28 protein-coding genes and 1 pseudogene are annotated in these 26,195 nt (G+C 60.0%); 20 read left to right on the forward strand and 9 right to left on the reverse strand.

Features of this window, described 5'->3' with window-relative positions:
- The first annotated feature begins 41 nt into the window (after positions 1-41).
- Genes GDN47_RS10955 through GDN47_RS10970 form a run of 4 tightly spaced genes read left to right on the forward strand, consistent with a single transcriptional unit; the run spans position 42 to position 5,146 of the window.
- Positions 42-1,673 (forward strand): ABC transporter substrate-binding protein, encoded by a 1,632-nt coding sequence (locus tag GDN47_RS10955; protein WP_152093309.1) that lies wholly within the window; start codon positions 42-44, stop codon positions 1,671-1,673.
- Positions 1,654-2,604 carry an ABC transporter permease gene (locus GDN47_RS10960; RefSeq protein ID WP_152093310.1) on the forward strand — a complete coding sequence of 317 codons (951 nt, stop codon included), beginning with the start codon at positions 1,654-1,656 and terminating at the stop codon, positions 2,602-2,604. The genes GDN47_RS10955 and GDN47_RS10960 overlap by 20 nt, the downstream gene beginning before the upstream one ends.
- Positions 2,601-3,467, forward strand: coding sequence for an ABC transporter permease (locus tag GDN47_RS10965; RefSeq protein WP_113333187.1), 867 nt, complete (start codon positions 2,601-2,603; stop codon positions 3,465-3,467). The genes GDN47_RS10960 and GDN47_RS10965 overlap by 4 nt, the downstream gene beginning before the upstream one ends.
- Positions 3,464-5,146, forward strand: coding sequence for a dipeptide ABC transporter ATP-binding protein (locus tag GDN47_RS10970; RefSeq protein WP_152093311.1), 1,683 nt, complete (start codon positions 3,464-3,466; stop codon positions 5,144-5,146). Before GDN47_RS10965 ends, GDN47_RS10970 begins: the two co-directional genes overlap by 4 nt.
- Before the next feature lie 135 nt (positions 5,147-5,281).
- Here GDN47_RS10970 and GDN47_RS31975 read toward each other — a convergent pair whose 3' ends face one another.
- A complete protein-coding gene (locus GDN47_RS31975) occupies positions 5,282-5,443 on the reverse strand; it encodes a hypothetical protein (protein ID WP_173002480.1) in 162 nt (53 codons plus the stop codon).
- A 432-nt stretch (positions 5,444-5,875) separates the two neighbouring features.
- On the opposite strand from GDN47_RS31975, the gene GDN47_RS10975 reads away from it, so the two are divergent.
- Positions 5,876-6,397 (forward strand): invasion associated locus B family protein, encoded by a 522-nt coding sequence (locus tag GDN47_RS10975; protein WP_152093312.1) that lies wholly within the window; start codon positions 5,876-5,878, stop codon positions 6,395-6,397.
- 93 nt (positions 6,398-6,490) lie between these two features.
- Here GDN47_RS10975 and GDN47_RS10980 read toward each other — a convergent pair whose 3' ends face one another.
- Positions 6,491-7,375, reverse strand: coding sequence for a GntR family transcriptional regulator (locus GDN47_RS10980; RefSeq protein WP_152093313.1), 885 nt, complete (start codon positions 7,373-7,375; stop codon positions 6,491-6,493).
- Positions 7,376-7,529: 154 nt separating this feature from the next.
- Here GDN47_RS10980 and GDN47_RS10985 point away from each other — a divergent pair, with 154 nt between their 5' ends.
- From GDN47_RS10985 to GDN47_RS11015, 8 genes and pseudogenes are all read left to right on the forward strand, one after another.
- Positions 7,530-7,742, forward strand: a complete 213-nt coding sequence (locus GDN47_RS10985; protein WP_152093314.1) for an ABC transporter permease family protein — start codon at positions 7,530-7,532, stop codon at positions 7,740-7,742.
- 65 nt (positions 7,743-7,807) lie between these two features.
- Entirely contained in the window at positions 7,808-8,821 is a 1,014-nt protein-coding gene (locus tag GDN47_RS10990; protein ID WP_152093315.1) for a zinc-binding alcohol dehydrogenase family protein, read from the forward strand.
- Between the two features lie 80 nt (positions 8,822-8,901).
- Positions 8,902-9,012: pseudogene (locus GDN47_RS32580) on the forward strand (3-oxoacyl-ACP reductase); the annotation flags it as partial.
- Between the two features lie 14 nt (positions 9,013-9,026).
- Positions 9,027-9,518 (forward strand): SDR family NAD(P)-dependent oxidoreductase, encoded by a 492-nt coding sequence (locus GDN47_RS11000; RefSeq protein WP_152093316.1) that lies wholly within the window; start codon positions 9,027-9,029, stop codon positions 9,516-9,518.
- A gap of 65 nt (positions 9,519-9,583) precedes the next feature.
- Positions 9,584-10,144: an FMN reductase gene (gene msuE / locus GDN47_RS11005; RefSeq protein WP_113333194.1), complete on the forward strand. Its 561-nt coding sequence runs from the start codon at positions 9,584-9,586 to the stop codon at positions 10,142-10,144.
- Positions 10,145-10,204: 60 nt separating this feature from the next.
- Positions 10,205-10,375, forward strand: coding sequence for a hypothetical protein (locus GDN47_RS31980; RefSeq protein ID WP_156090746.1), 171 nt, complete (start codon positions 10,205-10,207; stop codon positions 10,373-10,375).
- A 63-nt stretch (positions 10,376-10,438) separates the two neighbouring features.
- On the forward strand, positions 10,439-11,023 hold the full coding sequence (locus tag GDN47_RS11010) for an RBBP9/YdeN family alpha/beta hydrolase (RefSeq protein WP_113354446.1): 585 nt from the start codon (positions 10,439-10,441) through the stop codon (positions 11,021-11,023).
- A gap of 112 nt (positions 11,024-11,135) precedes the next feature.
- Positions 11,136-11,795 carry a peroxiredoxin gene (locus GDN47_RS11015; RefSeq protein WP_152093317.1) on the forward strand — a complete coding sequence of 220 codons (660 nt, stop codon included), beginning with the start codon at positions 11,136-11,138 and terminating at the stop codon, positions 11,793-11,795.
- A gap of 60 nt (positions 11,796-11,855) precedes the next feature.
- On the opposite strand, the gene GDN47_RS11020 is transcribed toward GDN47_RS11015, so the two are convergent.
- On the reverse strand, positions 11,856-12,758 hold the full coding sequence (locus GDN47_RS11020; protein ID WP_152093318.1) for a LysR family transcriptional regulator: 903 nt from the start codon (positions 12,756-12,758) through the stop codon (positions 11,856-11,858).
- Between the two features lie 94 nt (positions 12,759-12,852).
- Between GDN47_RS11020 and GDN47_RS11025 the strand changes: the two genes are divergently transcribed.
- On the forward strand, positions 12,853-13,887 hold the full coding sequence (locus GDN47_RS11025; RefSeq protein WP_113333198.1) for an aldo/keto reductase: 1,035 nt from the start codon (positions 12,853-12,855) through the stop codon (positions 13,885-13,887).
- Between the two features lie 60 nt (positions 13,888-13,947).
- On the opposite strand, the gene GDN47_RS11030 is transcribed toward GDN47_RS11025, so the two are convergent.
- On the reverse strand, positions 13,948-14,979 hold the full coding sequence (locus GDN47_RS11030; RefSeq protein ID WP_113333199.1) for an aldo/keto reductase: 1,032 nt from the start codon (positions 14,977-14,979) through the stop codon (positions 13,948-13,950).
- A 259-nt stretch (positions 14,980-15,238) separates the two neighbouring features.
- Between GDN47_RS11030 and recX the strand changes: the two genes are divergently transcribed.
- Positions 15,239-15,775 (forward strand): recombination regulator RecX, encoded by a 537-nt coding sequence (gene recX / locus GDN47_RS11035; protein WP_152093319.1) that lies wholly within the window; start codon positions 15,239-15,241, stop codon positions 15,773-15,775.
- Between the two features lie 61 nt (positions 15,776-15,836).
- On the forward strand, positions 15,837-16,454 hold the full coding sequence (locus GDN47_RS11040; RefSeq protein ID WP_152093320.1) for a DUF922 domain-containing Zn-dependent protease: 618 nt from the start codon (positions 15,837-15,839) through the stop codon (positions 16,452-16,454).
- Positions 16,455-16,505: 51 nt separating this feature from the next.
- On the opposite strand, the gene GDN47_RS11045 is transcribed toward GDN47_RS11040, so the two are convergent.
- Genes GDN47_RS11045 through GDN47_RS11065 form a run of 5 tightly spaced genes read right to left on the reverse strand, consistent with a single transcriptional unit; the run spans position 16,506 to position 21,781 of the window.
- The gene (locus GDN47_RS11045; RefSeq protein ID WP_113354388.1) at positions 16,506-17,231 is read right to left on the reverse strand and encodes a ribonuclease activity regulator RraA; all 726 of its coding nucleotides are present in this window, start codon (positions 17,229-17,231) and stop codon (positions 16,506-16,508) included.
- A gap of 18 nt (positions 17,232-17,249) precedes the next feature.
- A complete protein-coding gene (araD, locus tag GDN47_RS11050) occupies positions 17,250-18,986 on the reverse strand; it encodes an L-arabinonate dehydratase (protein ID WP_152093321.1) in 1,737 nt (578 codons plus the stop codon).
- A gap of 55 nt (positions 18,987-19,041) precedes the next feature.
- On the reverse strand, positions 19,042-19,905 hold the full coding sequence (locus GDN47_RS11055; RefSeq protein WP_145318325.1) for an ABC transporter permease: 864 nt from the start codon (positions 19,903-19,905) through the stop codon (positions 19,042-19,044).
- A 3-nt stretch (positions 19,906-19,908) separates the two neighbouring features.
- On the reverse strand, positions 19,909-20,724 hold the full coding sequence (locus GDN47_RS11060) for an ABC transporter ATP-binding protein (protein ID WP_152093322.1): 816 nt from the start codon (positions 20,722-20,724) through the stop codon (positions 19,909-19,911).
- A gap of 52 nt (positions 20,725-20,776) precedes the next feature.
- Positions 20,777-21,781 carry an ABC transporter substrate-binding protein gene (locus tag GDN47_RS11065; protein WP_152093323.1) on the reverse strand — a complete coding sequence of 335 codons (1,005 nt, stop codon included), beginning with the start codon at positions 21,779-21,781 and terminating at the stop codon, positions 20,777-20,779.
- A 130-nt stretch (positions 21,782-21,911) separates the two neighbouring features.
- On the opposite strand from GDN47_RS11065, the gene GDN47_RS11070 reads away from it, so the two are divergent.
- From GDN47_RS11070 to GDN47_RS11085, 4 genes are all read left to right on the forward strand, one after another.
- Positions 21,912-22,604 (forward strand): GntR family transcriptional regulator, encoded by a 693-nt coding sequence (locus GDN47_RS11070; RefSeq protein WP_069614580.1) that lies wholly within the window; start codon positions 21,912-21,914, stop codon positions 22,602-22,604.
- A gap of 109 nt (positions 22,605-22,713) precedes the next feature.
- Entirely contained in the window at positions 22,714-23,616 is a 903-nt protein-coding gene (locus GDN47_RS11075; protein WP_152093324.1) for an NUDIX hydrolase, read from the forward strand.
- Positions 23,617-23,685: 69 nt separating this feature from the next.
- Positions 23,686-24,657, forward strand: coding sequence for a quinolinate synthase NadA (nadA, locus tag GDN47_RS11080; RefSeq protein WP_113333206.1), 972 nt, complete (start codon positions 23,686-23,688; stop codon positions 24,655-24,657).
- Complete coding sequence (locus GDN47_RS11085) at positions 24,654-26,195, forward strand: L-aspartate oxidase (RefSeq protein WP_152093325.1); 1,542 nt, start codon at positions 24,654-24,656, stop codon at positions 26,193-26,195. Before nadA ends, GDN47_RS11085 begins: the two co-directional genes overlap by 4 nt.

The following is a 26,195-nucleotide window of genomic DNA, read 5'->3' on the forward strand; positions in this document are numbered from 1 at the left end:
CCGCATGATCGATGTCGTGGCGGCCAAAATAGGGACGGGATATGAGAAAAACGCATTCAAGCGCGAAAACCATCGGGCGAAGCAAGATCCGCATTGCCCTGGCATTTTCTTTTCTGACGATGATGGGCACTGTCGCAAATGCCGCATCCGATACGGCAAAGCCGGTCGATGGGGGCATTCTCAACGTCGGATTGGCAACGGATGCCTCCATTATCGACCCGTCGATCACGGGCAACTCGGTTACGGCATTGATTACCCGCAATATCGTCGACTCGCTTGTCGGGCAGGCCGAAGACAACAAGTTCACGCCGTGGCTGGCAGAAAGCTGGGACATCAATGGCGACAATACCGTCTATACTTTCCGTCTGCGTCAGGGCGTGACATTCAGCGACGGCACTCCGCTCGATGCAGCCGCGGTCAAATACAATTTCGATCGCATTCTCGATCCGAAGACGACATCGAGCTACGCCAAGTCGCTGCTCGGACCGATCGACAAGATCGAGGCGCCGGATAGCCGTACGGTCGTGATCCGCTATCGCCAGTCCTTCGCGCCTTTGCTGCAGGGGTTGAGCCTTCCCTATCTCGGCATTCAATCATCGACCTATCTTCAGAAGGCCCAGAGCACGACGAATACGGTCATCGGATCGGGTCCTTACGTGCTCGACAATTTTACGAAGGGCAGCGGCAGCAAGCTGAGCCGCCGTGCGGATTACAATTGGGGTCCTGGCTATGCCGCGCATAAAGGGCCGGCCCATTTCGATCAGATCGTCTTCAAATATCTGCCGGAGGCTTCCGTGCGTCTCGGTGCGCTGGCAAGCGGTCAGTTGCAGGCGATCGACGCGGTGCCGCCGGCAAATTATCGCTCCGTTCAGGGTAACGGCAAGCTGCAGGTGGTGACGCGGGAAAACCCGGGCGTCAACAGCGCCTATTTCCTGAACACCTCGAAGGGACCATTTCAGGACTTGAAGGTGCGGCAGGCTTTCCAGAGCGCCGTCAATGGACCGGCAGCGGTCAAGGCTGCCTTCTTCGGAGCCTTGAAGCCGGCCGACAATATCCTCGGCCCCTCGACGCTCTATTATGACCACGATATTTCTAGCTCATGGGGCTTCGATCTGGCAAAGGCCAACCGGCTGCTTGACGAGGCGGGCTGGTCACAGAAGGACGCCGATGGTGTCCGCAAAAAAGATGGCGGCCGGCTGACCCTGCATTATGTCTACGACAGCACCTCGCTCGCCGCGACGGAAGTCACCTTGGCGCAGGCCGTTCAATATCAGGTGCGGCAGGCGGGTTTCGACTTGCAGCTCGATCCAGTCGATTCCGGTGACTGGACCGCTCGCGCCAATGCCAATGATTACGATCTCGTGTCCTTCTACTATGTGCGTGCGGAGCCCGATATCCTGCGCACGGTATTCCATTCGGCCTATATTCCTCCAGCCGGTCAGAATGCGTCTCGCGTCAAAAGCCTCGATGAAAAGCTGACGAAAGCGGTCGGGGCTTCCGATGCCGAGCGTAAGAAACTCTATGCCGAGATACAGAAGGAAGTGATCGAGCAGGCTTATGCCGTACCGCTTTTCGTAGCCGCCTATCAGCTCGGCGCCTCGAAGAGCCTGCATGGCATTTCCTGGGCCACCAATGCGAAGCCGAATTTCTACGATGCCTGGCTGGACCGCTAAGCTCTTCCAAACCGCTGTGCGGCGGACCGGGGTGATCGTTGCCGTGCTTTGGGGCGCGGCAACGATTGCCTTTATCGCCGTAAAGCTCACTCCCGGCGATCCCGTCGCGATCCTGGCTGGCGGGGAGAACGTCGTCGATGAGGCAGAGCGGGCCGCACTGGTGCATCAATATGGCCTCGACCAGCCGCTTGCGCTGCAATATGCGCATTATATCGCCAAGGCCTTAAGTGGCGATTTCGGACAAAGCTACCAGTACAGGCAACCTGTTTCAGAGGTGATCTATGAGGCCGCGGGGCCGACATTGCAGCTCGCCGGCAGCGCGATCGTGCTTGCTCTCCTTCTGGCGATCAGCGTGGCCTTGGCAACCGCAGGCCGTCGCAAAAGCCTGACGCTGCTGTCCTCGGGAATAGAATTGATCCTTCTGAGCACGCCCGTCTATTGGATCGGCATTGTCCTATTGTCGGTCTTCAGCTTCAATCTCGAATGGTTTCCGGTCACAGGCAATGATGGACCATCGGCGCTTGTGCTGCCCGCCATTGCCTTGAGCCTGCCGCTCGCCGCACTCTTGAGCCAGGTATTGCGCGACGGCCTGGAGGAGGCGCTGTCCCAGCCGTTTTCTCTGACCGTGCGGACACGCGGCGTCGGCGAGACGGTCCTGCGTGTCAGACATGGTTTGCGGCACGCCGCACTGGCGGCCTCGACCCTCACCGGCACGTTGCTTGCCAGCACCCTAGGCGGCTCGATCCTGACCGAGACGGTATTCGGCCGTTCGGGCATCGGGCAGATCACGCTTCAGGCGATCAAGACCCGCGACATGCCGTTGATCCTCGGTCTGGTGATGCTGTCTGCCCTTGTCTTCGTCATCGTCAATCTGCTGGTCGATGCTTTCTACCTTGTGATCGATCCACGTCTAAGGAGGACAGGCCTTTGAGCGATGTCGTGCTAGCTGAAAGCGGGCAGCGCCGCATCACGCGCAGACGCCCCGTCTGGCTGTCTTTCGGACTGCTTGTTCCCTTCGCCTTTTTTGTGCTTCTTTGTGTAGCGGTCTGGGCGCCACAATGGCTCTCTGCTCTCGATCCCGAGGCAGTCGATCCGAATGCGATCCTCTTGCCGCCTGATGGGCAACACTGGTTTGGAACCGACGAACTGGGCCGGGATCTGTTTTCGCGCGTGGTTTACGGCACCTCGCAATCCCTGACCATCGGCATCGGTGCGACCCTGATTGCCAGTCTCGGCGGGATCGTGTTGGGGACGACGGCTGCACTGGCTCCAAGGCCGATCGCCCGGCTTTTGTTACGCATCATCGATATTCTGCTTGCCTTTCCGGAAATGCTGCTTGCATTGCTGGTGATTGCCGTTCTCGGCCGCGGGCCAGCCAACACGCTCTTGGCGGTCGGGCTTGCCAGCATCGCCGGCTACGCGCGGCTGATCCGTTCGCAGGTACTTCACATTAAGCTGTCGGACTATGTCGAACATGCCGTGGCACTTGGCGAGCATCCGTGGACGATCATCAGCCGGCATATCGTCCCCAACGCCATCCGGCCGCTTCTCATCCTCGCGACGATTGGTGTGGGCAGTTCGGTACTGTCCGCTTCGGCCTTGAGCTTCCTTGGTCTGGGCGTCGTGCCTCCGGCCGCCGAATGGGGTGCACTCCTCGCCAATGGCCGCAATTTTCTCGATATCGCGCCCTGGACCAGCCTGTTGCCGGCGACGGTGGTTGCGCTTTCCGTCATTTCGATCACGCTCCTGGGCCGCCGGCTGCAAACCCTCCTCGCAACGGGAGATCTGCGATGAATATTCAGTCCGGCCTTCGAAACTTTCAGACCACCGCTTCCGAGCCGCCCCAGCTGCTTGCGGTCAAAGGGTTGAATGTGGCCTTTCAGACCCCGCAGGGCCGCGTGGATGCGGTTCGCGACCTGTCGCTACAAATCGCGCCTGGCGAGATCCTCGCATTGGTCGGCGAATCCGGCTCCGGAAAGTCTGTAACGGCCCGGGCGATTGTCGGCCTCGCCGGATCGCGCTCCGTGGTAAAAGCCGACAGGATGGATCTGAGCGCGCATGATGGCCGGCCGCTCGACCTCCTTGATCTGTCGGAAAAAGCCTGGCGCCATGTGCGCGGCCGCGAAATCGGTTTCATTCTTCAGGATGCGCTCGTATCGCTCGATCCCCTGAGGACGGTCGGTCGCGAAATCGCCGAGCCCATCCTCACGCATCGACTGGCACCACCTTCACTCGTATCGCAACATGTCGTGGAATTGCTGGAACGTGTTGGTGTTCCCGAGCCGGATTTGCGGATGGGGCAATATGCGCATCAATTGTCCGGCGGATTGCGGCAAAGGGCATTGATTGCCTCCGCGCTTGCCGGCCAGCCGCGCTTGCTCGTCGCCGACGAACCGACGACAGCGCTGGATGTCAGCGTCCAGAAAAGAGTGCTCGCCATCTTCAAGGAACTGGCCGCTGCCGGCCATGGCATCCTCCTGATCACGCATGATCTCTCCGTTGCCGCCCAGCTTGCCGATCGGGTCGCGGTGATGCAAAAGGGCCGGCTGGTGGAAACGGGCCTGGCGCGCAGCATTCTGTCAGATCCACAGCATGACTATACCCGGCGGCTCCTGGCAGCCGTACCTACAGCGGTCAATCGCGGCCGCCGCCTCAGCGCAGCGAATACGCCCTTGCCGCTCCGGAAGCCCGTTTGCTCAGCCGAGAGTCTGCTGGAGATACGCAACGTATCGATGAGTTTCAGGCACGCGGATGGCAGTCTTCTGCGCGCCGTCAGGGACGTATCGCTTCATATCGGCAGCGGCGAAACGCTGGGTGTCGTCGGTGAATCCGGTTCGGGCAAGACCACGCTCGGCAAGATTGCGCTGGCGCTGCAGCGGCCGGATGCGGGGGAGGTGCTGTACGAAGGGCGACCGTGGAGCGCGCTTTCCGAACGCATTCGCCGCCCCCTCAGAGCCGGAATACAGACCATCAGCCAGGACCCGCTGAGCTCCTTCAACCCACGCTTCACCGTCGAGCGCATCATCGAGCAGCCTCTGCTGCTTCATGGCGGCCTCGGCAGATCGGAGCGCCGCGAGAAGATCATCGGTCTAATGGATCTGGTCGGGTTGCCGCCGGATTTGCTCGCCCGGAGGCCGACCGCGCTTTCAGGTGGCCAGCGCCAGCGCGTATCGATCGCCCAGGCTCTTGCGGCCGCGCCGAAGCTTCTGATTTGTGACGAGCCGGTTTCGGCACTCGACGTCACGACACAAGCCCAGGTTCTGGATCTATTGGTCGATCTGCAGGCAAGGCTCGGCCTGTCGATGATGTTCATTTCGCATGATCTGGGGGTGATCCAGCATATCAGCCATCGGATCGTCGTCATGAAGCAAGGAGCGATCGTCGAGGCTGGATCTGTCGAAGAGGTCTTCCAGCGGCCTCGTCATGCCTATACGCGCGAACTTATTGCATCCGTGCCGAGGTTTTCGCGCTAAAAGGCCTGATCGTAACATGGTTGGCTTCATTCTTTACGTCTCCTTGCCGCCGGCAAAATAGCCGGTTCCGGCCTAATTACTGTCGGCGCGTTACCCTTGAGAAGCATCACGCTGTCAACCTGCTCGGTATCAGCTTCACAATATCTGCCAGAACGGACCTGAGCCGAGGCTGCTGACGTTGCCGCCGGGATGGTTGGCGACCAGCGTTTCGCCGGAAAAGCCGCTGCTGCTGATCCTGCTGTCACCAGGGCGGCGAGAGAGATTGTCAATGCAGTCTTTCTGGGAGCTGTCATTCAAATGACCGCCGGCCAGCCTCGCTCCATTCGTGAGCGGCTTTTGCAATATCATTCAAACCTATTTTGTCTGTGATTTCTATTTTCAATATAAGTGAAATTGAAGTAACAATTAATAATACAAATTGAAAGAGATATTTCTGAATCATAAATCCTATGTATAGTCTACAAAAATACCTTACTAAGGCTGACGAAGGTTATGGTGATTGAACGTGATGAAAGTGTAATTCTTATCGCTACATAAATTCTATGATGCAATGGCATAAAATTAACGCTATTGTTATCGAGATAACCTCGGGTTTTGAGGGCCGAGGGGTAAGGTGGGGCGCATAATGTTGCGGGGAGCAGAGATGAATGGGATGGCGCTGTTCGCGCTCATAAGGCGTGCCGATAGGCGCTTGCCCATATTGGCAAGTCGACCAAGCGGAGGATTGTGATGGCTGGCCGGACTACTATCGCCGCCGGTTCAGGCACATTGCAGGAGCGTTACGGCGACTGGACGCTTACCATCGTCAATCAGGGAACCGCCGATCAAGCGCGGCCACATTATGCGATTTCCTATACGCTGTATGATCTGCAGACAAACGCGCCAGTGCTTTCGATCGAACTTACTCCCGACGGCGGAAGCCTGAGGGGTATATTGGCGTTGCCGCTGGGGCTGCATCTGCGGAGCGGGCGGTTGCCGCGGGGTGACGAAGCTGCTTTGGGTCTGGCTCAGCCGCTCGGTGCGGCTTCTTCGCGCGGCTGTCCGGTCGAGCTGAAGCTCGATGCAGCCATGATTGCCAACCTGCGGCGACGGCGTAGCATCCGCGTGATGCTGGCGGCGACCGATACGGGTCGTGATGTGAGCTACGTTATTTCGCTCAATGGATTTGCCGAGGCTCTCAGCCGGGCGCTCTCCATTGTCGATCCCTACGCCGCAAGAGCCCACATCAGGTCGGGCTTGACCCTTCAGTAGCAGGTCGGATTTCGGCAGGGTTGCCGGTGCGATTGGCGGTGCCGCCAACCGCACGCATTTCCTTCGCTCCGGCAGTATGCTCGAATTCCGATGTCAAGTTTCCCGGCTAATGCTTGCAAGCAATGTCCGGCGCGCCTCGCTCAGATGTGCCGTGCAGGTCTGGCTAATTTTCCTTTGGTCCCTTGAGAGAATCGCATCGATATAAGCCAGATGCTGATAGACAGCCGCTTCGTTGCGAATGCGCTCGTCTTTCTTGTTCCATTGATAATGGTAGAAGAAAATCAGTGAGATGACGTGGTAGAATTCGGTGACGAAGCGATTGCTGGAAGCACTGTTGATCAAGCGATGCAATTGCTCGTCAAGGAGCGAGAACCGGTGATAATCGGTCTCGATCGTCTCCAGCAGCTTGAGATGCTCGGTGCGCAGTCTGCGCAGCGCGTTCCAGCTCGGGTCGCTGTCATCGAGTTCCGCAAAGCGCATGACGGACCGCATTTCGAAAATTTCGCGGATATCGGAAAGCTCGTTGGCGAATTCCAGGGTCATGCCGCGGAAGACCCATTTGCCGCCGGCTTCGCGCTCCATCAGGCCAAAATGCCGGAAGCTCTGCAGAAACTCGCGGATCGTCGTCGTCGACACGCCGAATTGCCGCGCGAGCTGAAGCGCATTGATCGCCTGGCCCGGACCGCTATCGGATTGGAGTATCCAGGTCAGGAAGGCGCGCTCGACGATCAATGTCGGCGGGATGGTCTCCGCTTCGGCATAGAGCTCGGATGGTTCTGCCTGCCGCAGCACTATCCTATCCTTGGATAGAAGGCCGTTCTCCATGGCGGCCGCCAGGCACTTGCGGACCGTCGTTCTGCTGGTGCCGAGGGTTCGGCCGATCTCGCGTTCCGAGCCAAGAGGGTGGCCGTGACCGACCGATTGTACGTGGCGCAGGAACTCGTTGAACTGCCGTTTGAAGAGGTTTTCAGAACGCATGCCGATTTGGTTTCGTTGGTTTTTTAAACAAAAAATACCACTTTAAATCGATCGCCTCAACCGTGTAGATTCCGCCTCAAGCTAAGGAGGATAGCTCGGGAATGAGACCAGCATATCTCGTTGCTCACTGGCGCTGCCGGGAAGATGGCGTCGTATGAGCTACACTTTTGATTTCGAGGGCCTGCTTCCCTATTGGTTTGCGGAAGGCGTCTGGCTGACGATTCGGCTTTCGGTGGCGGCAACTATCGTGGGGTTTGTGCTGGGCGCGTTCTGTGCGATCGCACGGACCAGCGGCTCGGCGACGCTGAAGACGGTCGTCGGCGCCTATGGCGTCGACCTGCCGGCCGACATCGCTACCCTGAACTGATCTGTTTCCAGCGAACCGGGTGCAAGCGCTCGGTTCACGCCCCCAAACCGGAAAGGTATCGTCACGTGAAAGCCCTATTGATCGAAAGTGAAGGTGTCAGCCGTTTCACCGATGTCGCCCGCCCGCAGCTCGGAGAAGGCGATGTCCGTATCGCCGTCCGCCATGTCGGCATCTGCGGGAGTGATCTCAACACGTTTCGAGGCCTCAACCCGCTGGTGGAGCTGCCGCGCATCCCAGGGCACGAAATCGGTGGCGAGATCATCGAGACAGGGGCGGGCGTTTCGTCGGCCTATCAACCGGGACAGCGCGTCATCGTTCTTCCCTATACCAGTTGCGGTACTTGCTCTTCCTGTCGCAAGGGTCGCGTGAATGCTTGTCGCTACAACCGCACGCTTGGCGTGCAGCAGGATGGCGGGCTTGCCGAAGAGATCGTTCTTCCCGCGGAGAAGGTGATCCTGAACGACACGCTCGATCCTCGCTTTCTTGCTTTGGTCGAGCCGCTGTCGGTAGGCTTCCATGCGGTGGCGCGCGGCCGCGTTTCGTCGAGTGATCGCATCGTCGTGCTGGGCTGCGGCATGATTGGCATGGGCGTGGTCATCGGAGCCGTTGCGCGCGGAGCCGAGGTGATTGCCGTCGATCTCAGCCCGGAAAAGACCGCGCTGGCACAACGCTTCGGAGCGCGCCACACAATCGATGCCGGCACGGAAGATGTCGCTGCGCGCATTGTTGAACTGACTGATGACCAGGGCGTCGATGTGGCCTTCGAGGCGGTCGGTCTTCCGGAAACCTTTCGTCAGGCGATCGATCTTGCCGGCTTTTGCGGGCGCGTCGTCTATGTCGGCTACGCCAAGGCTCCCGTTACCTATCAGACACAAATGTTCAATCTCAAGGAGTTGGATATCATGGGCTCGCGCAACGCGGCCAGGTCCGATTTCGATGCGGTGATCGCTTATCTGGAGACGATCGGCGACCGCGCCGCCTCGCTCATTTCCAAGATCATACCCTTCGCCGAGGCCGAAGGTGCATTGCCCTTTTGGGACAAGAACCGTGACGTTTTGAAGGTCATTGTCGAAAGATGAATACGCAAGCATCCATGAAATCTCCAACAGCGCTTCCCGACTGGCATGGTGCGTTCCGACTGGACGGATAGCGCGCGCTGGTGATTGGCGGAGGCAGTGGACTGGGCCTCGCGATCGCGCGTTGCCTCGCCGCCTCCGGCGCTGAGGTGGTGCTGGCTGGCCGCAGGCCGGATCTCCTTGAGGATGCTGCGGCGTCGATTGGCCCCTGGCGAAAGCCGCACAGCTCGACCTTCGTGATCTTGCGTCGATCAAAACCTTCGCCGCCGGAGTCGAGGAGACGCACGGCCCGGTCGATATCGTCGTCAACAATGCCGGGAATACGGTGAAGAAGCCGTTCGAGGAATCCGATATTGCCGACTTTGACGAAGTCATGGACGTCACCGGTGGCAAGACGAGCCTTGGCCACGCGACTGAAAAGACGGACCCTGCCCCATTATCGGTGTACCGGAGAAGCCGGCTTTTTCGACAATCTGGGAGAGAAATGAACCGCTTCTTTGCGGCAACGCCTACTGCAATGCTTCGTCAGGACGACGCATCCCGTTCCAGCCATCATTTGGTGTCTGCGGCATTTTTAAAAGATCAAGCCTGTCGCCCAATTCTTCAGCCGGGTGGCATTTTTGCGCCCCTGTCCAGCTGGCTCCAGCGTAGAAAGAGATTTTCCAATTCCCATGCCTTCAGAGATCGCTGTTTCTTTTAATCTACTATTTTTATGGACAATATTTGCATTATCGAAAATGCATGCGATCTTCGGAAGGGATGAGAATGAGTGCGCCCAAACTCGTCGGCATTGCCGGCAGCTTCAACAGGCCGTCCAAGACCTACGCGCTGGTCCAGACCGTCGCGGATTTGGCAATCGAGCGATATGGCTTCTCAAGCAAGGTCTATGATCTGCACGATGTTGGTGCGTCCCTTGGCGCCGCTCAGTGGCGAAAGGAGCTCGACGACCAGGCGAAAGGTGTGATCGACGATATCGTCTCATCGGATGCGCTGATTATCGGTTCGCCGACGTTCAAGGGATCCTATCCCGGGCTGTTCAAGCATCTGATCGATCTTATCGATCCGCACGAGCTGCGCGCCAAGCCGATCATCATCACCGCGACCGGCGGCGGAGACAGGCACGCGCTGATGGTGGAACATCAGCTGCGGCCGCTCTTCGGCTTCTTCATGGCACACACCCTGCCAACCGCTGTCTATGCGTCTGATCGTGATTTTACCGACTACAAGGTCTCTTCGGAACCGCTGGCCAACCGGATCAATGAAGTGGTCGGTGAGCTCTCGGCTTTCTTCCCGCATTCGGTAAGGGTGCTGGCTGCGGCCGAATGATGGGCTGATGGACAAATTGCCTTCGACCGCCTCGGATCTATCAACCAAATGGAGGGTTACATGAAATGGAATGTCATTAGCCGCCTGAAGACGATTTTCGCTGGGCGCGCGTTGCGGGATGCGGATGGACGCATCCAGTCGGTCGATCGGCCCGAGTCCGTCGAGCGAGAGCTCTCCGCGCGCGACTACGAGATCTACTATTGGTGTACATCCCCTGCGCCTTGGCATTGAAGGGAGATGTGCTTTTGATGTCCTGTCGCAAGCTTTGTGTTCGATCTTTCTCGTGAGGCTTACATGACCAGAGTACTGATTGTGCCTGGCCTTTTCGGCTCGGGCGAGGGGCATTGGCAGCGCTATTGGCTGCAGGATCATCGCGACGTTCGGCTTGTCGAGCAGGATGACTGGGACTTTCCCAATCTCGGCAGTTGGATGGAGAAATTAGAAGCCGCGCTGGAAGAGGCCGGTGAAGCCTATATCGTCGCCCACAGCCTGGGCTGCGTGTTGACGGCGAGGCTGGCTGGCCGCGAGGCTGCGCGAAGGGTCAAAGGTGCACTGCTCGTAGCGCCCTGCGATATTCCCGTGACGGAAGCCCTGCATGCCGGACATCTGTCCTTCGGTACCATGCCGACCGACGCGCTGCCTTTTCCCAGCATGACGGTCGGGAGCCTGAACGACATCTATATGAGCCTCGACCGGCTCGGCATGTTCGGACGGCTCTGGAATTCGGATGTTCGCAATATCGGCCTTGCAGGACATATCAACATAGCAAGCGGTTACGGGCGCTGGGCGGGTGGTTACCGCTTTCTGGACATGTTGAAGGCGCGCAGCAGGCATCGCAGGCCGCAGGGATTTTCAGCGGCAATCGCGGCGTCCATTTGAAAGAAGGGCTTTTCATATCCGACATTCGACGCCATTGTGCGACGGATTTTTTTCTCGCCTTTTGGCCGCCATCCCAAGCGCGCGCCGGGGCATGTTCTTTGGAGGTAAGGCAATGAGTTTGCGCATCAACGATATCGCGCCGGATTTTACGGCCGAGACGACGCAGGGCGAGATTAAGTTCCATGACTGGATCGGTAATGGCTGGGCCGTGCTCTTCTCGCATCCGAAGAACTTCACGCCGGTCTGCACGACGGAACTCGGCGCAATGGCTGGCCTGGAAGGCGAATTCCGCAAGCGCGGCGTCAAGATCATTGGCATCTCGGTCGATCCGGTCGAAAGCCACGGCCGCTGGAAGAACGATATCAAGATGGCGACCGGTTTCGATGTCGACTATCCGCTGATCGGCGACAAGGACCTGAAGGTCGCCAAGCTCTATGACATGCTTCCGGCAGGCGCCGGCGAAAGCTCGGAAGGCCGCACGCCTGCCGACAACGCCACGGTTCGCTCCGTCTTCGTCATCGGCCCCGACAAGAAGATCAAGCTGATCCTCACCTATCCGATGACGACGGGCCGCAACTTCGGCGAAATCCTGCGTGCGATCGACTCGATCCAGCTGACATCCAAGCATCAGGTGGCGACCCCCGCAAACTGGCAGCAGGGCGAGGACGTCATCATCACCGCCGCCGTCTCCAACGAAGACGCCATTACCCGCTTCGGCTCGTTCGATACGGTATTGCCCTATTTGCGCAAGACCCGCCAGCCATCAGCCTGATCGGCGTGGTGACTGAGAGTTTTAGCTGATACGATGCGGCCCTGACGGCCGCGTCGCTTTTTACAGGTGAACATTCTCGCGCAAGAAATCCAGCAGGGCGCGCACGCGCGCTGGCAGAGGGCCGCCCTGGCCGATATAGACGGCGTGGAATTCCTCGATATCGCCGGAATTGAATTCTTCCAGCAGGGGCTTTAGCCGCCCGGCTGCGATATCCGATTTGACGGTAAAGGCGGCAAGCCGCGCCAGGCCGGCACCGGCAAGCGCCAGATGCCGCATGGCTTCGCCGTCGCCCACCTGCAGGCTGCGCGTTGCCGGTACCGTCGCAATTTCGCCGTCAATGAGCAGCGGCCACCCTTCGATCGCCCTGGAATAGGCAAAGCCGATGCGGCAATGTTTTGCCAATTCCGCGGCGGAGTGAGGCGTTCCATGCTTACGCAGATAGTCCGGCGAGGCGACGATGATATTTCGCGTCGCTCCGAGCTTGCGGGCCGTGAGGCTGGAGCTCTTCAGCGGCCCGGCGCGGATTGCGACGTCGGCGCGCTCCTCCATCAGGTCGATGACCCGGTCCGTATGGAAGATCTCCAGCGAGACATTAGGATGCAGCGCCATGAAGCCCGGAATGAGCGGAGCCAGCACATGATTGCCGAAGGAGCCGCTGGTGTTGATGCGGATATGGCCGGCCACCTGCTCTCCCGCCGATGCATGGCGTTCGGCTTCGGCAATATCGGCAAGAATGGCGACGCTGCGCTCGAAGAAGGCGCAACCTTCTGGGGTGAGCTGTAGACGCCGCGTCGAGCGGTGAATGAGCCGCGCACCAAGGCGCTTTTCAAGTCTCGTGACAAGCTTGCTGACGGCGGACGGTGTCATCCGGCAGGCCGCGGCAGCGGCAGTGAAGCCACCGAGCTCCACGGCGCGCACGAAGACTTCCATTTCACCAGAACGATTGGTCTCTTGGCGGCTCATGATGAATTTAAATCATAAATCAGTTTCTTTCCGGCAATCTATATCACCTTCATCCGAACGTCTATCTACCTGAAGAACCAATAGGAGACAGACGATGGAATACAGAAATCTAGGTGCTTCCGGCCTGCGCGTTCCGGTTCTCAGTTTCGGAGCCGGCACGTTTGCCGGCAGCGGCCCCCTCTTCAGCGCCTGGGGTTCGACGGATGCGGCGGAAGCGCGGCGTCTGGTCGACATCTGCCTGGAGACCGGCGTCAATCTCTTCGATACGGCCGATGTCTATTCGGCAGGCGCATCGGAGGAGGTGCTTGGCGAGGCGATCCGGGGTAAGCGAGATGCCGTGCTGATCTCGACGAAGACAGCTTTGCCGATGGGCGATGGACCGGCCGATTGGGGCAGCTCGCGTTCGCGCCTGATCAGATCGGTCGACGCCGCCCTGCGCCGGCTCGGGACAGATTACATCGACCTTTTGCAATTGCACGCCTTCGATGCCTCGACGCCGATCGAGGAAACGCTTTCCACCCTTGATGGCCTCGTGAAGGCGGGAAAGGTCCGCTACATCGGCGCTTCCAACTTCGCTGGCTGGGAGCTGATGAAATCGCTCGCGATCTCCGACAAGTACGGCTATGCCCGCCATGTCGCCCATCAGGTCTATTATTCGCTCGCCGGTCGCGATTACGAATGGGAGCTGATGCCGCTGGGTCATGATCAGAACGTCGGCGCCCTGGTCTGGAGTCCGTTGGCGTGGGGCAGGCTGACAGGCAAGATCCGTCGCGGACAGCCATTGCCGGAAAAGAGCCGCTTGCATGAGACCGCGTCATTCGGCCCGCCTGTTGATGACGAGAAGCTGTTCGATATCGTCGATGTGCTGGATGAGATCGCCGGCGAGACCGGAAAGAGCGTTCCACAGATCGCCCTCAACTGGCTCTTGAGCCGGCCAACGGTCGCAAGCGTGATCATCGGCGCGCGCAACGAAGAGCAGCTGCGGCAGAATCTCGGTGCGGTCGGCTGGACGCTTTCGAAAGAGCAGATCGAGAGGCTAGACAAGGTGAGCGAGATGACAGCGCCCTATCCCTATTTTCCCTATCGGCGACAGGAAGGCTTCGCCAGACTCAACCCGCCGCTGGTTTGACGCGGCAAGCGATCCGATGGCGGCGGCGAAGCAGGCAAATGCTTCGCCGCCGGATGTCATTTAACGGCCACCCTCGATCTTGCGATGGCGCTGGTTTCGGCCGCTTTCGCCATAAGGATAGGCGGCTGGTTGCGGCGCGCTGACCTCGTTCAGCCGGTCCATCTCCGCCTCCGACAGCGTCAGCTTGGCGGCGCCGAGATTGTCGGCAAGCTGTTCACGCGTGCGGGCGCCGAGAATGACTGACGTTACCGCCGGGCGTGCTGCCGTCCAGGCAAGAGCTACCTGTGCCATGGTCACATCTCGTGCCTTGGCGATTTCCTCGACAGCGGCAATGATTGCCCAGGTCCGTTCCTGCGCATTGCGCGGCGCAAAGGATTCGCTGCCGCGGTTGGGGTTCTCGCCAAGCCGCGTGGCGCCGGTCGGCATTTCGTCGCGCTTGTATTTGCCGGTCAGCCATCCGCCGCCGAGCGGCGACCAGGGAAGCAGGCCCATGCCGGCATCCAAGCAGGCATCGACGATCTCAAGTTCGATATCGCGAACGAGCAGGTTATATTGCGGCTGCAGCGTCACCGGTCGCGTATAGCCGCGCGCCTTGGCAATCTCGACCGCCTTGGCGATATGCCAGCCGACGTAGTTGGAGAGGCCGTAATAGCCGATCTTGCCGGCGCGCACGGCATCGTCGAGAAACCGCAACGTCTCCTCGATCGGTGTTAGGGCATCCCAGGCATGCATCTGATAGAGATCGATATGCTCGATGCCGAGACGACGCAGCGAGTCGTCCAGCGCCTGGCCGAGATGACGGCGCGACAGACCGAGATCGTTCGGACCGTTGCCCATCGGAAAGCGGCCCTTGGTGGCGATCACGGCCTGGCGCGCCTCTGTTGGACGAGCCTTCAGCCAGCGTCCGATGATCTCTTCCGACTTGCCGGCGCTATAGACATCGGCGGTGTCGATGAAATTGCCGCCCCATGCGAAATAATCGTCGAGAAGTTTATGTGATGCGGCCTCGTCTGCTTCCGCGCCGAAAGTCATGGTGCCAAGGCAATAGGCCGTGACAACGGCCCCGCTTGGGCCGAGCTTGCGATAATCCATTCCTGCCTCCTCTGAACGGAGCGCTGGCACCCGATCGGCAAAGCTGTCGGGAAAGCCGCAGGCTCCGTGATTCATAGCAATGTGGTGCTTGAGACGGCCTCCACCGTCGATGGGGTTCGACGCTCGGCGTTTCAATGCCGTGGCCGCAGAGACACCATAGTCAATCATCCCATGATTACCAAGCGCATTCGTTGCCTGAGTGGCCTCGCTTGCGTAAAATTCTCCGTGATGATTCTTCTCTCGCCGAATGCTTCCCTTCATGGATGAAACGCCGACAAGCCGCATGCTTTCCTGGGCACGCAACTCCACCATCTATCGTCTCGAGCGCCGGATGATGACGGAAAAGCAGCTGTTCGACGCGATCACCAAGAAAGCCAAGCAGAAGTTCGAGGATATCAGCGACGCACAGATCAAGGCGCTTGCTAATTTCGCCGTTAAATTCGCTTACGAACTGAAAGTCCTCGACGACGTCGCTTTTGCCGAGATCAGCACACGCTCGGCCGTTCGTTCCGGCAAATCGAAGAAAGCCATCGCCTTCAAGCTCGCTTCCAAGGGCATCAGTGGTGAAACGGTTGTCGCGGCCGTGGAGGAGGTCGACGATCTCCATTCCGCCGTCATCTTCGCCCGAAAGCGTGGTTTCGGCCCGTTCCGGCGCGGCGATCTCGATGAGAAGCGCAAGGCAAAGGAACTATCCGCCTTCGCCCGCAACGGTTTCAGCTTCGCGATCGGCAAACGGGTCTTCGATATGGAGCGAGAGGATGCCGAGGAACTGTTGCTGTCGGCCTCGGCATTCTGAAGATGGATGCTCATTGAAATAGCTGAGGTCACCCGCTAGCTTTGCCGCGCTTGAGTGGGGCATGCAGGGGACGTTCGTGAAGGCAGACATTCGACTACTGGTAGCGGTGACGTGCGTTGCCTCTTTGCCGATGGCCGCCCATGCCGAGTGGCAGGCGGTGGAGACGACCAAGACATATGCGATTACCGGAACATCGGGGCGCGAGCTCTACGATTCCATCGGCGAGCGCGGTCCATTGCTCGGACCGAAGGTGAGGGCGATTGCCCATACCGATTTCAAGCTGATCTGGACGCGGAAATATGAGCTGCAGCCGGACGGCGCCTGCAAGATCACGGTCAACATCCCGAAGCTGATCATCACCTACACCTTGCCGAAGCCTTCCGCGCAACTGCCGCCATCGACCCGCAAAAGCTGGCAGAAGTTCATCGCCGGCGTCGAGGCGCACGAGCGCGTGCATGGTGGTTACATCAAGGACATGGTCAAGGAGATCGAGGCGATGAGCGTCGGCTTTTCCGTGCCCGACGATCCGAAATGCAGCAAGATCCGCGTGGAACTGACAAAGCGGCTCGGTGAGATTTCCAGCAGGGAACGGCAGCGCAACAGCGATTTCGATAGGGTCGAATTCAGCGATGGCGGCAATCTCCAGCAGCTCGTTCTGAAGCTGGTCAAGGAAGAGTAATTAAGAGAACCGCAGCCGGACGTATCCGCCGGCTGCGTGACCTATGCGGCCTTATCGACCCTTCTGCCTCCGCCATTCCGCGAACTTCTGTTTCGGAGCGTCGCTGGTTGCCGGGTAGAGTCCGATGATGGTCGCCCCGTTCATCACTTCTTCCGTGACGAAATCCTCATAGGCCGTCATTTCGACGGTTTCATCGGCGATTTCGTCAGCAAGGTGCGCCGGAATGACGATGACGCCCTCATTGTCGCCGACGAGAACGTCGCCGGGGAAAACCGCGACGTCGCCGCAGCCGATCGGGCCATTGATTTCGATCGCCTGATGCAGCGTCAGGTTCGTCGGCGCGGACGGGCGGTGATGATAGGAGGGGATATCGAGGGCAGCGATTTCCGGGCTGTCGCGAAAGCCGCCATCGGTGACGACGCCGGCCACGCCACGCACCTGCAGCCGCGAGACCAGGATGGAACCGGCCGAAGCGGCACGCGCATCCTTTCGGCTATCCATGACCAGCACAAAACCGGACGGGCATTGCTCGACTGCAGCCCGTTGCGGATGCTCGGGGTTGCGGAAGACTTCCAGCGTGTTCAGGTCCTCTCGCGCCGGAATATAGCGCAGCGTGAAGGCCTGACCGACCATGTTCGCCTTCTTCGGCGAAAGCGGCCGCACATCCTGGATGAACTGGTTGCGCAGGCCGCGCCGGAAAAGTGCAGTGGCGATCGTCGGTGTTGCGACGCCCATCAGCTTGTCGCGCGTCTCTTTGCTCAGCACGTAATTGCTCATGCGATATATCCCTCGTGATCAATAGATGTCTGGTTCGCCCGGCGTCGGGCCGAAGCCGGTTTCCAGGAAGTCGAAATCGCAGCCGGTATCGGCCTGCGCCACATGGCGCGAGAACATCCAGCCATAGCCGCGGCTGAATTTTTCCGCCGGCTTGACCCAGGCGTCGCGCCGGCGCTGCAGCTCGTCCTCATCAACAAGCATGTCGACGCGCCGTGCTTCGAGGTCGAGGCGAATGATATCGCCGTTGCGCAGCAGCGCCAGCGGGCCGCCGACATGGGATTCCGGCGAGACGTGCAGAATGCAGGCGCCGTAGCTCGTGCCGCTCATGCGGGCATCGGAGAGGCGGAGCATATCCCTGTGCCCTTTCTTCAGAAGCGCCTTCGGGATCGGCAGCATGCCCCATTCGGGCATACCGGGGCCGCCTTGCGGGCCGGCACCGCGCAGCACCATGACGTGATCGGGCGTAATGTCGAGATTTTCATCGTCGACCGCCGCCTTCATCTCCGGATAGCTGTCGAAGACGAGCGCTGGCCCTTGATGCTTGTGAAAGCGCGGATCGCAGGCGGCCGGCTTGATGACGGCCCCCGTCGGCGCGAGGTTGCCCTTCAGCACCGCAAGCGACCCCTCATGATAGACCGGATTGTCGAGCGAGCGGATCACGTCGTCATTGTAGCATTTCGCCCCCTCCAACGTTTCGCCGAGGGTGACACCGGAGACTGTTAGCGCCGAAAGGTCGAGCTTCGGGGAGAGCTTCGCCATCAGCGCGCGCAGACCGCCGGCATAATAGAAATCCTCCATGAGATAGATCTTGCCGGTGGGCCTGATATTGGCAAGCACCGGAGTCGTGCGCCCGGCTTTGTCGAGATCGTCGAGCGAGAGATTGACGCCGGCGCGGCGTGCCATCGCGATCAGATGCACAACTGCATTGGTGGAACAGCCTGTCGCCATCGCGACAGCAACGGCATTGTTGACGGCGGCCTGCGTGACGATTCTCGAAGGGACCAGATCTTCCCAAACCATCTCGACGATACGTCGACCGACAGCTGATGACATGCGGATATGATTGGCGTCTGGCGCGGGGATCGAGCTGGCGCCGGGCAGGGTCAGGCCCAGCGCCTCGGCGATTGCCGTCATCGTGCTCGCCGTGCCCATGGTCATGCAGTGACCGTAGGAGCGGGCAATACCGGCCTCGACATCGACCCATTCTTTCTCCGAGATGGTGCCGGCGCGGCGCTCGTCCCAGAATTTCCAGGCGTCGGATCCGGACCCTAGATATTCGCCGCGATAATTGCCGCGCAGCATCGGGCCGGCCGGGAGGTAGATCATCGGCAGCCCCATGGAGAGCGCGCCCATGACGAGGCCGGGCGTGGTCTTGTCGCAGCCGCCCATCAAGACGGCACCATCGACCGGATGCGACCGCAACAGCTCCTCCGCCTCCATCGCCAGCATGTTGCGATAGAGCATGGTCGTCGGCTTCACATAGCTTTCCGAAAGCGACAGGGCGGGCAGTTCCAGCGGAAAGCCGCCGGCCTGCAGGATGCCGCGCTTCACATCCTCGACGCGATGCTTGAAATGCGCATGACACGGATTGGCGTCGGACCAGGTGTTCAGGATGGCGATGACGGGCTTATCGGTCCATTCTTCGGGCGCATAGCCCATTTGCATGGTGCGCGAGCGATGCCCCGAGCTTCTGAGATCATCAGGCGCAAACCATCTGGCGCTGCGTAAATCCTGGGGCTTCTTCCTGCTGTTCATTGTATTGACGCCTTGTATTCGGATGTTGGTCGAAGGGATAAATCCGTGCGCCGCATCATTCCTTCATGCCCCATTTTAGCAGGGTGCGCCGCTCGATGGTCTGGAAGACCAGGTTTTCGACAATAAGCCCGATGACGATCACAGTCAGCAGGCCGGCAAAGACCGAGGGGATATCGAGAAGATTGCGGTTTTCGAAGATGAACCAGCCGAGGCCGCCCTGGCCGGAGGAGACGCCGAAGACGAGCTCGGCGGCGATCAGCGTGCGCCAGGAAAAGGCCCAGCCGATTTTCAGGCCGGTCAGGATCGACGGAAAGGCGGCGGGGATCAGGATGCGGAAGACATAGGATAGCCCCGTCAGCCCGTAATTGGCACCGACCATGCGCAGAGTGCGCGAGACCCCGAGAAAGCCGGCATGCGTGTTGAGCGCGACAGCCCATAGGACGGAGTGGATAAGCACGAAGACGAGGCTCGCTGGACCGAGGCCGAACCAGATGAGCGCGAGCGGCAAGAGCGAGATGGCCGGCAGCGGATTGAACATCGCCGTCATGGTTTCCAGGAAATCGGTGCCGATGCGGGTGTTGATCGCAACAACCGTCAGGACGGCAGCGAGCACCGTTCCCGAGACGTAGCCTGTTACCAGTATCTTCAGCGTGGTCCAGATGCGGGCCGGCAGCACACCGTCGGCAAACCGGTCGTAAAGCGCCGTCAGCGTGTCGCTCAACGTCGGAAACAGCAGCGGATTGTCGAGATGCCGGGCATAGGCCTCCCATATGACGGCGAGGACAACGATCAGCAATGACTTGCGGAAAAGGCCCGACTGCCAGAGGAGCTCGATCGTGCCGAGCTTTTGTTCGACGGCTGCGATATGGCCGGCCGTTTCCGGTGACTGCGGCGCAAGGATAATCTGCGGTGCGCTCATGGATTACTCCCTGTGCCCCTGTTCGGCAAACAGCATGTGATGAATTTCCTGCTCCAGCTTGGCGGCGGCTGTGGGGTCGTCGCGGACGGCCTCCACATCGCGCACCTCGGCCTTGACCCGACCGGGATGCGGCGACAGCAGCAGGATACGATTGGAGATCTTGATCGCCTCGGCGATCGAATGGGTGACGAAGATGACGGTAAAGCGTGTATCTTCCCAGAGCTGCAGGAGCTCGTCCTGCATCTGCCGGCGGGTGAGGGCATCGAGCGCTGCGAAAGGCTCGTCCATCAGCAGGATATCGGGCTGCATCGCCATGCCGCGGGCAATCGCGACACGCTGTTTCATGCCGCCGGACAGCATGTGCGGATAGGTGTCGACCGCGCGTGTGAGCTTGACTTTCTCGATATAATCGCGGGCGATCGCCTCAGCTTCGCGACGCGGCAGGCGGCGGGCTGTCGTCAGTGGGAACATGACGTTTTCCAGTACCGTCTTCCAGGGGAGCAACTGGTCGAATTCCTGAAAGACCATCATGCGGTCGGCGCCCGGTTTCTTGACCGGTTGCCCCTTGATTTCGATCCGCCCCACCGTCGGTATCATATAGCCGCCGATCGCCTTCAGCAGCGTCGATTTTCCGCAGCCCGAGGGGCCGAGAAGGACGAAGCGATCGGACTGGCCAACGGAGAAGCTGACATTTTCCGTCGCGGTGATCAGCAGGTTCGGCGTCTTGTAGCGAAGCGTCACCCTGTCGACATTCAGAAGCGGTGTCGCGGTCATTGTTTCCGTCATCGGCATGTCAGCACGCGTTTTTGCCTGAAGCATGGGCCTTCTCCGTGGGGTCGCTTGAAGGCGGCATTCGCGCCGCCCGTAGGCATCAGTTGCCATTGAGATCGGCGGCTTCCGGCAGGTAATAGTCGGTCCAGGCCTTGGGCATGGTCTTCAGCGTACCGATCTTGTGGAGGTGCGCCGCGAACTTCATGGTTCCCTGCGGATCCATGCGGAACTCCATCATGTGCGGCTCCTTCAGGATCGCCAACAGGTCTTCGACGCTGGTCTTGTCGCCGCTGACGGTCTTGTAGGCTTCCACCGCCGATTTCGGATCCTTCTTGATGAAGTCGATCGCTTCAGCCGTCGCCTCGCGTACCGCCTTGATGATCGTCGGGTTGGCGCTTGCAAACTGCGTCGTGGTGAAGAAGGTGCCCTGGGTCAGCTCGCCGCCGATGATGTCGCGGGAATCGATGACCTTGTGAACGCCCGGCTGCTTCAGCTCCAGATATTGGAAGGGCGGGGCGGAGAAGTGGTTCTTGACCTCATGGGTCTGGTTGGCGAGCGCTGCCATCGCGTCGGGGTGACCGAGCTGCACCGTATTGGCGTCGAACTTGTGTACCTGGTCGTCGCCATACATTTGCGCGGCGGCCATCTGCAGCAGAATTGCCTGCGTGGAGACGCCGACCGTCGGCACCGCGATCTTGTCGCCGGCCTGAATGTCCTTCAACGACTGGATGCGCGGGTCGCGCGAAACCATGATGACCGGCTGGGCCGAATTGGTAACGATGCCCTTGACCTTGCCTCTGGTGCGGTCCCAAAGCAGCAGCAGATTGCCGGTGCCGGTGTTGACGATGTCGACATTGCCGGACAGCAGCGCGTCGGTCTGCGCGCCGCCACCGCTGAAGGTCCGCCATTCCACCTTGACGCCCTGTAGGCCGTCTGCGGCCGCGTGCTTCTCGATCAGCTTCTGCGTTTCCATGACGTGACTGGCGAGATAGAGAATGCCGGGCTGGCGCGTGATCGAAATATCCGTCTTTTCGGCTGCTCCGGCTGAAAAGCTGCCCGCAATCACCATGCCGACCGCAGTCAGACAGCGAAGAAATCCTCTCATTTGCTCCTCCCGATTGATCCAACCTTTGAGAAAGGAGGTTGGCGTCGGTTCACTAAAGCACTAATGTATCAGTGCATCAAGCCCTGAATTGTGTTTAATGAGCAGACGCTCTTGCCCAGAAAGGCCGCCAGTGAAGCTCAATCCGAAAGAATTTGCCCTCGATCGCTCCCGCCAGGTCGCGCCTCAGATTCTCGAGATCCTGCGATCGCGCATTCTTTCGATGAGCTTGCCGCCAACGACGGTCTTGTCGCGCATCTCGCTGCAGAGCGAATTCAATGTCAGCCAGACTCCTGTGCGCGATGCCCTGATCCGGCTTGAGGAGGAGGGGCTTGTGGAGGTCTATCCACAATATGCGACTGTCGTTGCGAGGATCGATATCCGCAACGCAACCGAGGCACATTTCCTGCGATTGTCGATCGAACTGGAGGCCGTCCGCAGGCTGGCTGCGGATTCGCCTGCGGAAACCGCAGCAATCCTCGAAGGCATCCTGGCTCGCCAGAAGCATGTGGCGTCACAGGAAACCTATGATCTATTCGACATGCTCGACAAGGATTTCCATCGCGTTCTCTACGAGCGGGCCGGCATTCTCGGCCTCTGGTCCACGGTCCGGCGCCAAAGCGTGCATCTCGACCGGCTGCGCATGCTCAACCTGCCCATGCCGGGCAAGCTCGAGCAGATCATTGTCGATCATCAAGCCGTGGTCGATGCTATCAGCTCGGCCGATGCGGAGGCCGCCGTTGCCGCTTTGCGCCGGCATTTGTCGGGCACCTTGTCGATCGTCGATCTTATTTGCGAGCAATATCCGGATTATGTGAGCCGTTAGCCTATCGGCTTTTCGGACCGATGTGAGATGTGGAGCGCGCCGACCCGCGGATTGGCTTATGCCTCGCTTCATGCGACAAGATCTGAGGCAAACAAATCATGGAGTTCGCTTGACCATCGGGCTTGCGCATGCCGAGTTGATCGCGGTTCTGACGGCCGTTACGGGCGGCGATCCAAGGGTGATGACGGTGCGGTCGGGTGATGCCTTGCCGTCCGGTCCGTTCGAGCTTGGGCATCGCACGCTGCAAAGCGGATTGCGCGAATGGGTTCAGGAGCAGACGGCCCACCCGGTCGGCTATCTGGAACAGCTTTACACCTTTGCCGATCGCGATCGAAACAACGAAATTCTCGGCGGCCGCACGATTTCGATCAGCTATCTTGGGCTGGTGCGCGAGCAGGCGGCCCCCGGCGGCGGCATGCCTGGCTGGCACGGCTGGTACGAATATTTCCCTTGGGAGGATCATCGGGGCGGGCGACCGCCGATGCTGGATGATGTCGCCGCCCGTCTGACGGCCTGGATCGGTGACGATGCCATGCGGCGCGACCAGCGCCGCCGGCGGGCCGATTTTACTTTCGGATTGAATGGTGCTGCTTGGAACGAAGATCTCGTCCTGCAGCGTTATGAATTGCTCTACGAGGCGCATCTTGTCGCCGAGGCGGGCTGCGATCTCAAGCTCAATTTCGGTCGGTCCATGTTTGCAGATCATCGCCGTATCCTTGCGACGGGCATGGCGCGGCTCAGGGCTAAGATCAAATATCGGCCTGTGGTGTTCGAACTCATGCCCGAGAATTTCACGCTTCTGCAATTGCAGAAAACCGTGGAGGCGCTGGCAGGCCTGACCCTGCATAAACAGAACTTCCGTCGACTGATCGAGCAGCAGGAACTGGTCGAAGAGACCGGGGGGACAGAAAGCGAGACCGGCGGCCGTCCGGCCAAGCTCTTCCGCTTCCGTCGCGCCGTGCTCGAAGAACGCGAATTCGCTGGAACGAAATTACCACTCTCCCGCAATTGACATATGCTCACGTTGAGAATATCTATTTGCTCATGATATACTCAAAATGAGTATAATAAGGAGCCGGCCATGAATCTTCCCGTATCCGCATCTTCCCTTTACGATCGCGTCAGCCGCGTCATTCCCAAAGCTGAATGGCTGACTTTTCAGGATGACGTCGAGGCGATCCTCGAATTGAAGCGGCGGCACAATGCCGTCATTCTCGCTCACAACTATCAGACGCCGGAAATCTTCCATGGCGTCGCCGATATCGTCGGCGATAGCCTCGCGCTTGCGCGGAAGGCGGTGGAGGTCAATGCCGATATCATCGTCCTGGCCGGTGTGCATTTCATGGCCGAGACGGCCAAGCTGCTGAACCCGGAAAAGACGGTTCTGATCCCGGATATGGAGGCGGGCTGCTCGCTGGCGGAATCGATCACGCCGGAAGATATCGCGCTGCTGCGTCAGGCTCATCCGGGCGTTCCGGTGGTCACCTATGTCAACACGTCGGCAGCCGTAAAAGCGGCGTCCGATATCTGCTGCACTTCGGGCAATGCCCGGCAGGTGGTGGAATCGCTCGGCGTGCCGAAGGTGCTGATGCTGCCGGACGAATATCTGGCGCGCAACGTCGCACGCGAAACCAATGTCGAGCTCATCGCCTGGCATGGGCATTGCGAGGTTCACGAGCTCTTCACCGCGGACGATATACGTCAGCTTCGCGAGAATTATCCCGGCGTGACCGTACTGGCCCATCCGGAATGCCCGCCTGATGTCGTCGAAGCCGCCGATTTCGCCGGTTCTACCGCCGTCATGTCCGACTATGTCGGCAAGAAGCACCCGTCCCGTGTGGTGCTGCTCACCGAATGTTCGATGAGCGACAATGTCGCCGTGCATCATCCGGATGTCGAATTCATCCGGCCCTGCAATCTTTGCCCGCACATGAAGCGCATCACGCTTGGCAATATTCGCAAGGCCCTGGAAGAGGGGCGGCATGAGGTGACGGTCGACCCGGCAATTGCTGCAGACGCCCGTCGGGCGGTTGAAAGGATGCTGGCGATATGAGCGAGATTCGTGAAGACTTGAGCGGCCGCATCGTTATCGTCGGCAGCGGCCTCGCCGGATTGATGACGGCGCTGACGCTGGCTCCCGAGCCAACCGTGATTATTACCCGCGCCTTGATCGGCGCGGAGACCTCAAGTGCCTGGGCGCAAGGTGGCATCGCCGCCAGCATAGGCGAGGGCGACAGCGCGGCCCTGCATCTTGCCGATACGCTCGCCGCTGGCGACGGGCTCTGCGACGCGGAAGTGGCGGCAAGGATCGTTGCCGAAGCCCCTGCGGCCATCGCGGCGCTGGAGCGCTTCGGCGTCGAGTTCGACCGCAACGACGCCGGCGAGTTGTCCCTCGGTCTCGAAGCTGCACATTCGCTTCGGCGTATCGTGCATTCCAAGGGCGATGGCTCGGGTGCCGCCATCGTTCGCGCACTTGCCGAGGCGGTCGCCCGCACGCCGTCGATCACAGTGCTCGAGGGCTATCAGGCGCAGCGGCTGCTGCTGGATGGGGATCGCGTCGCCGGCCTTTTGTGCCTGACCAGCAAGGGCCACGTCGTCTTGCCGTCCTCCCGTATCGTCCTTGCCACGGGCGGCATCGGTGGCCTCTTCGATGCCACGACCAATCCGGTCGGCAATTTCGGGCAGGGGATTGCGCTTGCGGCACGGGCCGGGGCACGGCTTGCCGATATGGAGTTCGTGCAATTCCATCCAACGGCGCTCGATAGTCGCAGGCGTCCGCTGGCGCTTGTCAGCGAAGCGGTTCGCGGCGAAGGCGCGCTCCTCGTCAATGAGAGTGGCGAGCGCTTCATGGCCGGTGTCGAAGGTGCCGAGCTTGCGCCGCGCGATGTGGTCGCACGCGCGATCAGCGCGGAAATCGCCCGCGGCGGCCGGGTCTTCCTCGATGCGCGAGGCGCGCTCGGCAATGGTTTCGCCGCGCGCTTTCCAGTCATCGAGGCCCTTTGCCACGAGGCAGGTGTCGATCCGGCGAGCGATCTCATCCCGGTGCGTCCGGCCGTTCACTACCACATGGGCGGCGTTGCGACCGACGAGAACGGCCGCAGTTCGGTTCCCGGCCTATGGGTGGTGGGCGAGACGGCTTCCACCGGCCTGCACGGCGCCAACCGCCTTGCCAGCAACTCCCTGTTGGAGGCTGCGGTCATGGGTATGCGGGCGGCGCACGATATCGCCGGCACGGATGCAAGCCCCGCAAGATTGCAGAAGCAGTGTCCCGAGACATTCGCGCCAGACCTGACGCTCGTCCGGCCGATTGTGTCGCGGCATCTCGGCGTGTTGCGCAATGCCGGTGCCATCCATGGCGCGATCGCGGCCCTTCTGCCGCTTTGTGAGAACGAAAGCACGGCAACCGACCCTGCGCTGGTGGCCTTGCTGATCGCCGTCTTCGCAAGTCTCCGGATGGAATCACGCGGCGCCCATGCGCGCACGGATTTTCCGCTGAAACTGCAATACGCGCAGCGCCGCATGATGAACCTTTCCGACGCCTTGGATATTGCCAGGTCCGTCACCCCCTATTCGCTCGCAAGGAGTGCCTGA

It is taken from the genome of Martinezella dioscoreae (genome assembly GCF_009176305.1).
GTDB lineage: Bacteria > Pseudomonadota > Alphaproteobacteria > Rhizobiales > Rhizobiaceae > Rhizobium > Rhizobium dioscoreae.

Coding starts and splice junctions, on each gene's coding strand:
- GDN47_RS11045 (WP_113354388.1), bottom strand. CDS start 17,231: ATGAGCAATTACGTGCTGAGCAAAGAGACGCGCGACAAGCTGATGGGC.
- GDN47_RS10970 (WP_152093311.1), top strand. CDS start 3,464: ATGAATATTCAGTCCGGCCTTCGAAACTTTCAGACCACCGCTTCCGAG.
- GDN47_RS11030 (WP_113333199.1), bottom strand. CDS start 14,979: ATGGATTATCGCAAGCTCGGCCCAAGCGGGGCCGTTGTCACGGCCTAT.
- araD (WP_152093321.1), bottom strand. CDS start 18,986: ATGAACAGCAGGAAGAAGCCCCAGGATTTACGCAGCGCCAGATGGTTT.
- GDN47_RS11065 (WP_152093323.1), bottom strand. CDS start 21,781: ATGAGAGGATTTCTTCGCTGTCTGACTGCGGTCGGCATGGTGATTGCG.
- recX (WP_152093319.1), top strand. CDS start 15,239: ATGGATGAAACGCCGACAAGCCGCATGCTTTCCTGGGCACGCAACTCC.
- GDN47_RS11085 (WP_152093325.1), top strand. CDS start 24,654: ATGAGCGAGATTCGTGAAGACTTGAGCGGCCGCATCGTTATCGTCGGC.
- nadA (WP_113333206.1), top strand. CDS start 23,686: ATGAATCTTCCCGTATCCGCATCTTCCCTTTACGATCGCGTCAGCCGC.
- GDN47_RS11055 (WP_145318325.1), bottom strand. CDS start 19,905: ATGAGCGCACCGCAGATTATCCTTGCGCCGCAGTCACCGGAAACGGCC.
- GDN47_RS11025 (WP_113333198.1), top strand. CDS start 12,853: ATGGAATACAGAAATCTAGGTGCTTCCGGCCTGCGCGTTCCGGTTCTC.
- GDN47_RS31980 (WP_156090746.1), top strand. CDS start 10,205: ATGAAATGGAATGTCATTAGCCGCCTGAAGACGATTTTCGCTGGGCGC.
- GDN47_RS11010 (WP_113354446.1), top strand. CDS start 10,439: ATGACCAGAGTACTGATTGTGCCTGGCCTTTTCGGCTCGGGCGAGGGG.
- GDN47_RS10980 (WP_152093313.1), bottom strand. CDS start 7,375: ATGCGTTCTGAAAACCTCTTCAAACGGCAGTTCAACGAGTTCCTGCGC.
- GDN47_RS10985 (WP_152093314.1), top strand. CDS start 7,530: ATGAGCTACACTTTTGATTTCGAGGGCCTGCTTCCCTATTGGTTTGCG.
- GDN47_RS10975 (WP_152093312.1), top strand. CDS start 5,876: ATGGCTGGCCGGACTACTATCGCCGCCGGTTCAGGCACATTGCAGGAG.
- GDN47_RS11020 (WP_152093318.1), bottom strand. CDS start 12,758: ATGAGCCGCCAAGAGACCAATCGTTCTGGTGAAATGGAAGTCTTCGTG.
- msuE (WP_113333194.1), top strand. CDS start 9,584: ATGAGTGCGCCCAAACTCGTCGGCATTGCCGGCAGCTTCAACAGGCCG.
- GDN47_RS10955 (WP_152093309.1), top strand. CDS start 42: ATGAGAAAAACGCATTCAAGCGCGAAAACCATCGGGCGAAGCAAGATC.
- GDN47_RS11015 (WP_152093317.1), top strand. CDS start 11,136: ATGAGTTTGCGCATCAACGATATCGCGCCGGATTTTACGGCCGAGACG.
- GDN47_RS11040 (WP_152093320.1), top strand. CDS start 15,837: ATGCAGGGGACGTTCGTGAAGGCAGACATTCGACTACTGGTAGCGGTG.
- GDN47_RS11060 (WP_152093322.1), bottom strand. CDS start 20,724: ATGCTTCAGGCAAAAACGCGTGCTGACATGCCGATGACGGAAACAATG.
- GDN47_RS10960 (WP_152093310.1), top strand. CDS start 1,654: ATGCCTGGCTGGACCGCTAAGCTCTTCCAAACCGCTGTGCGGCGGACC.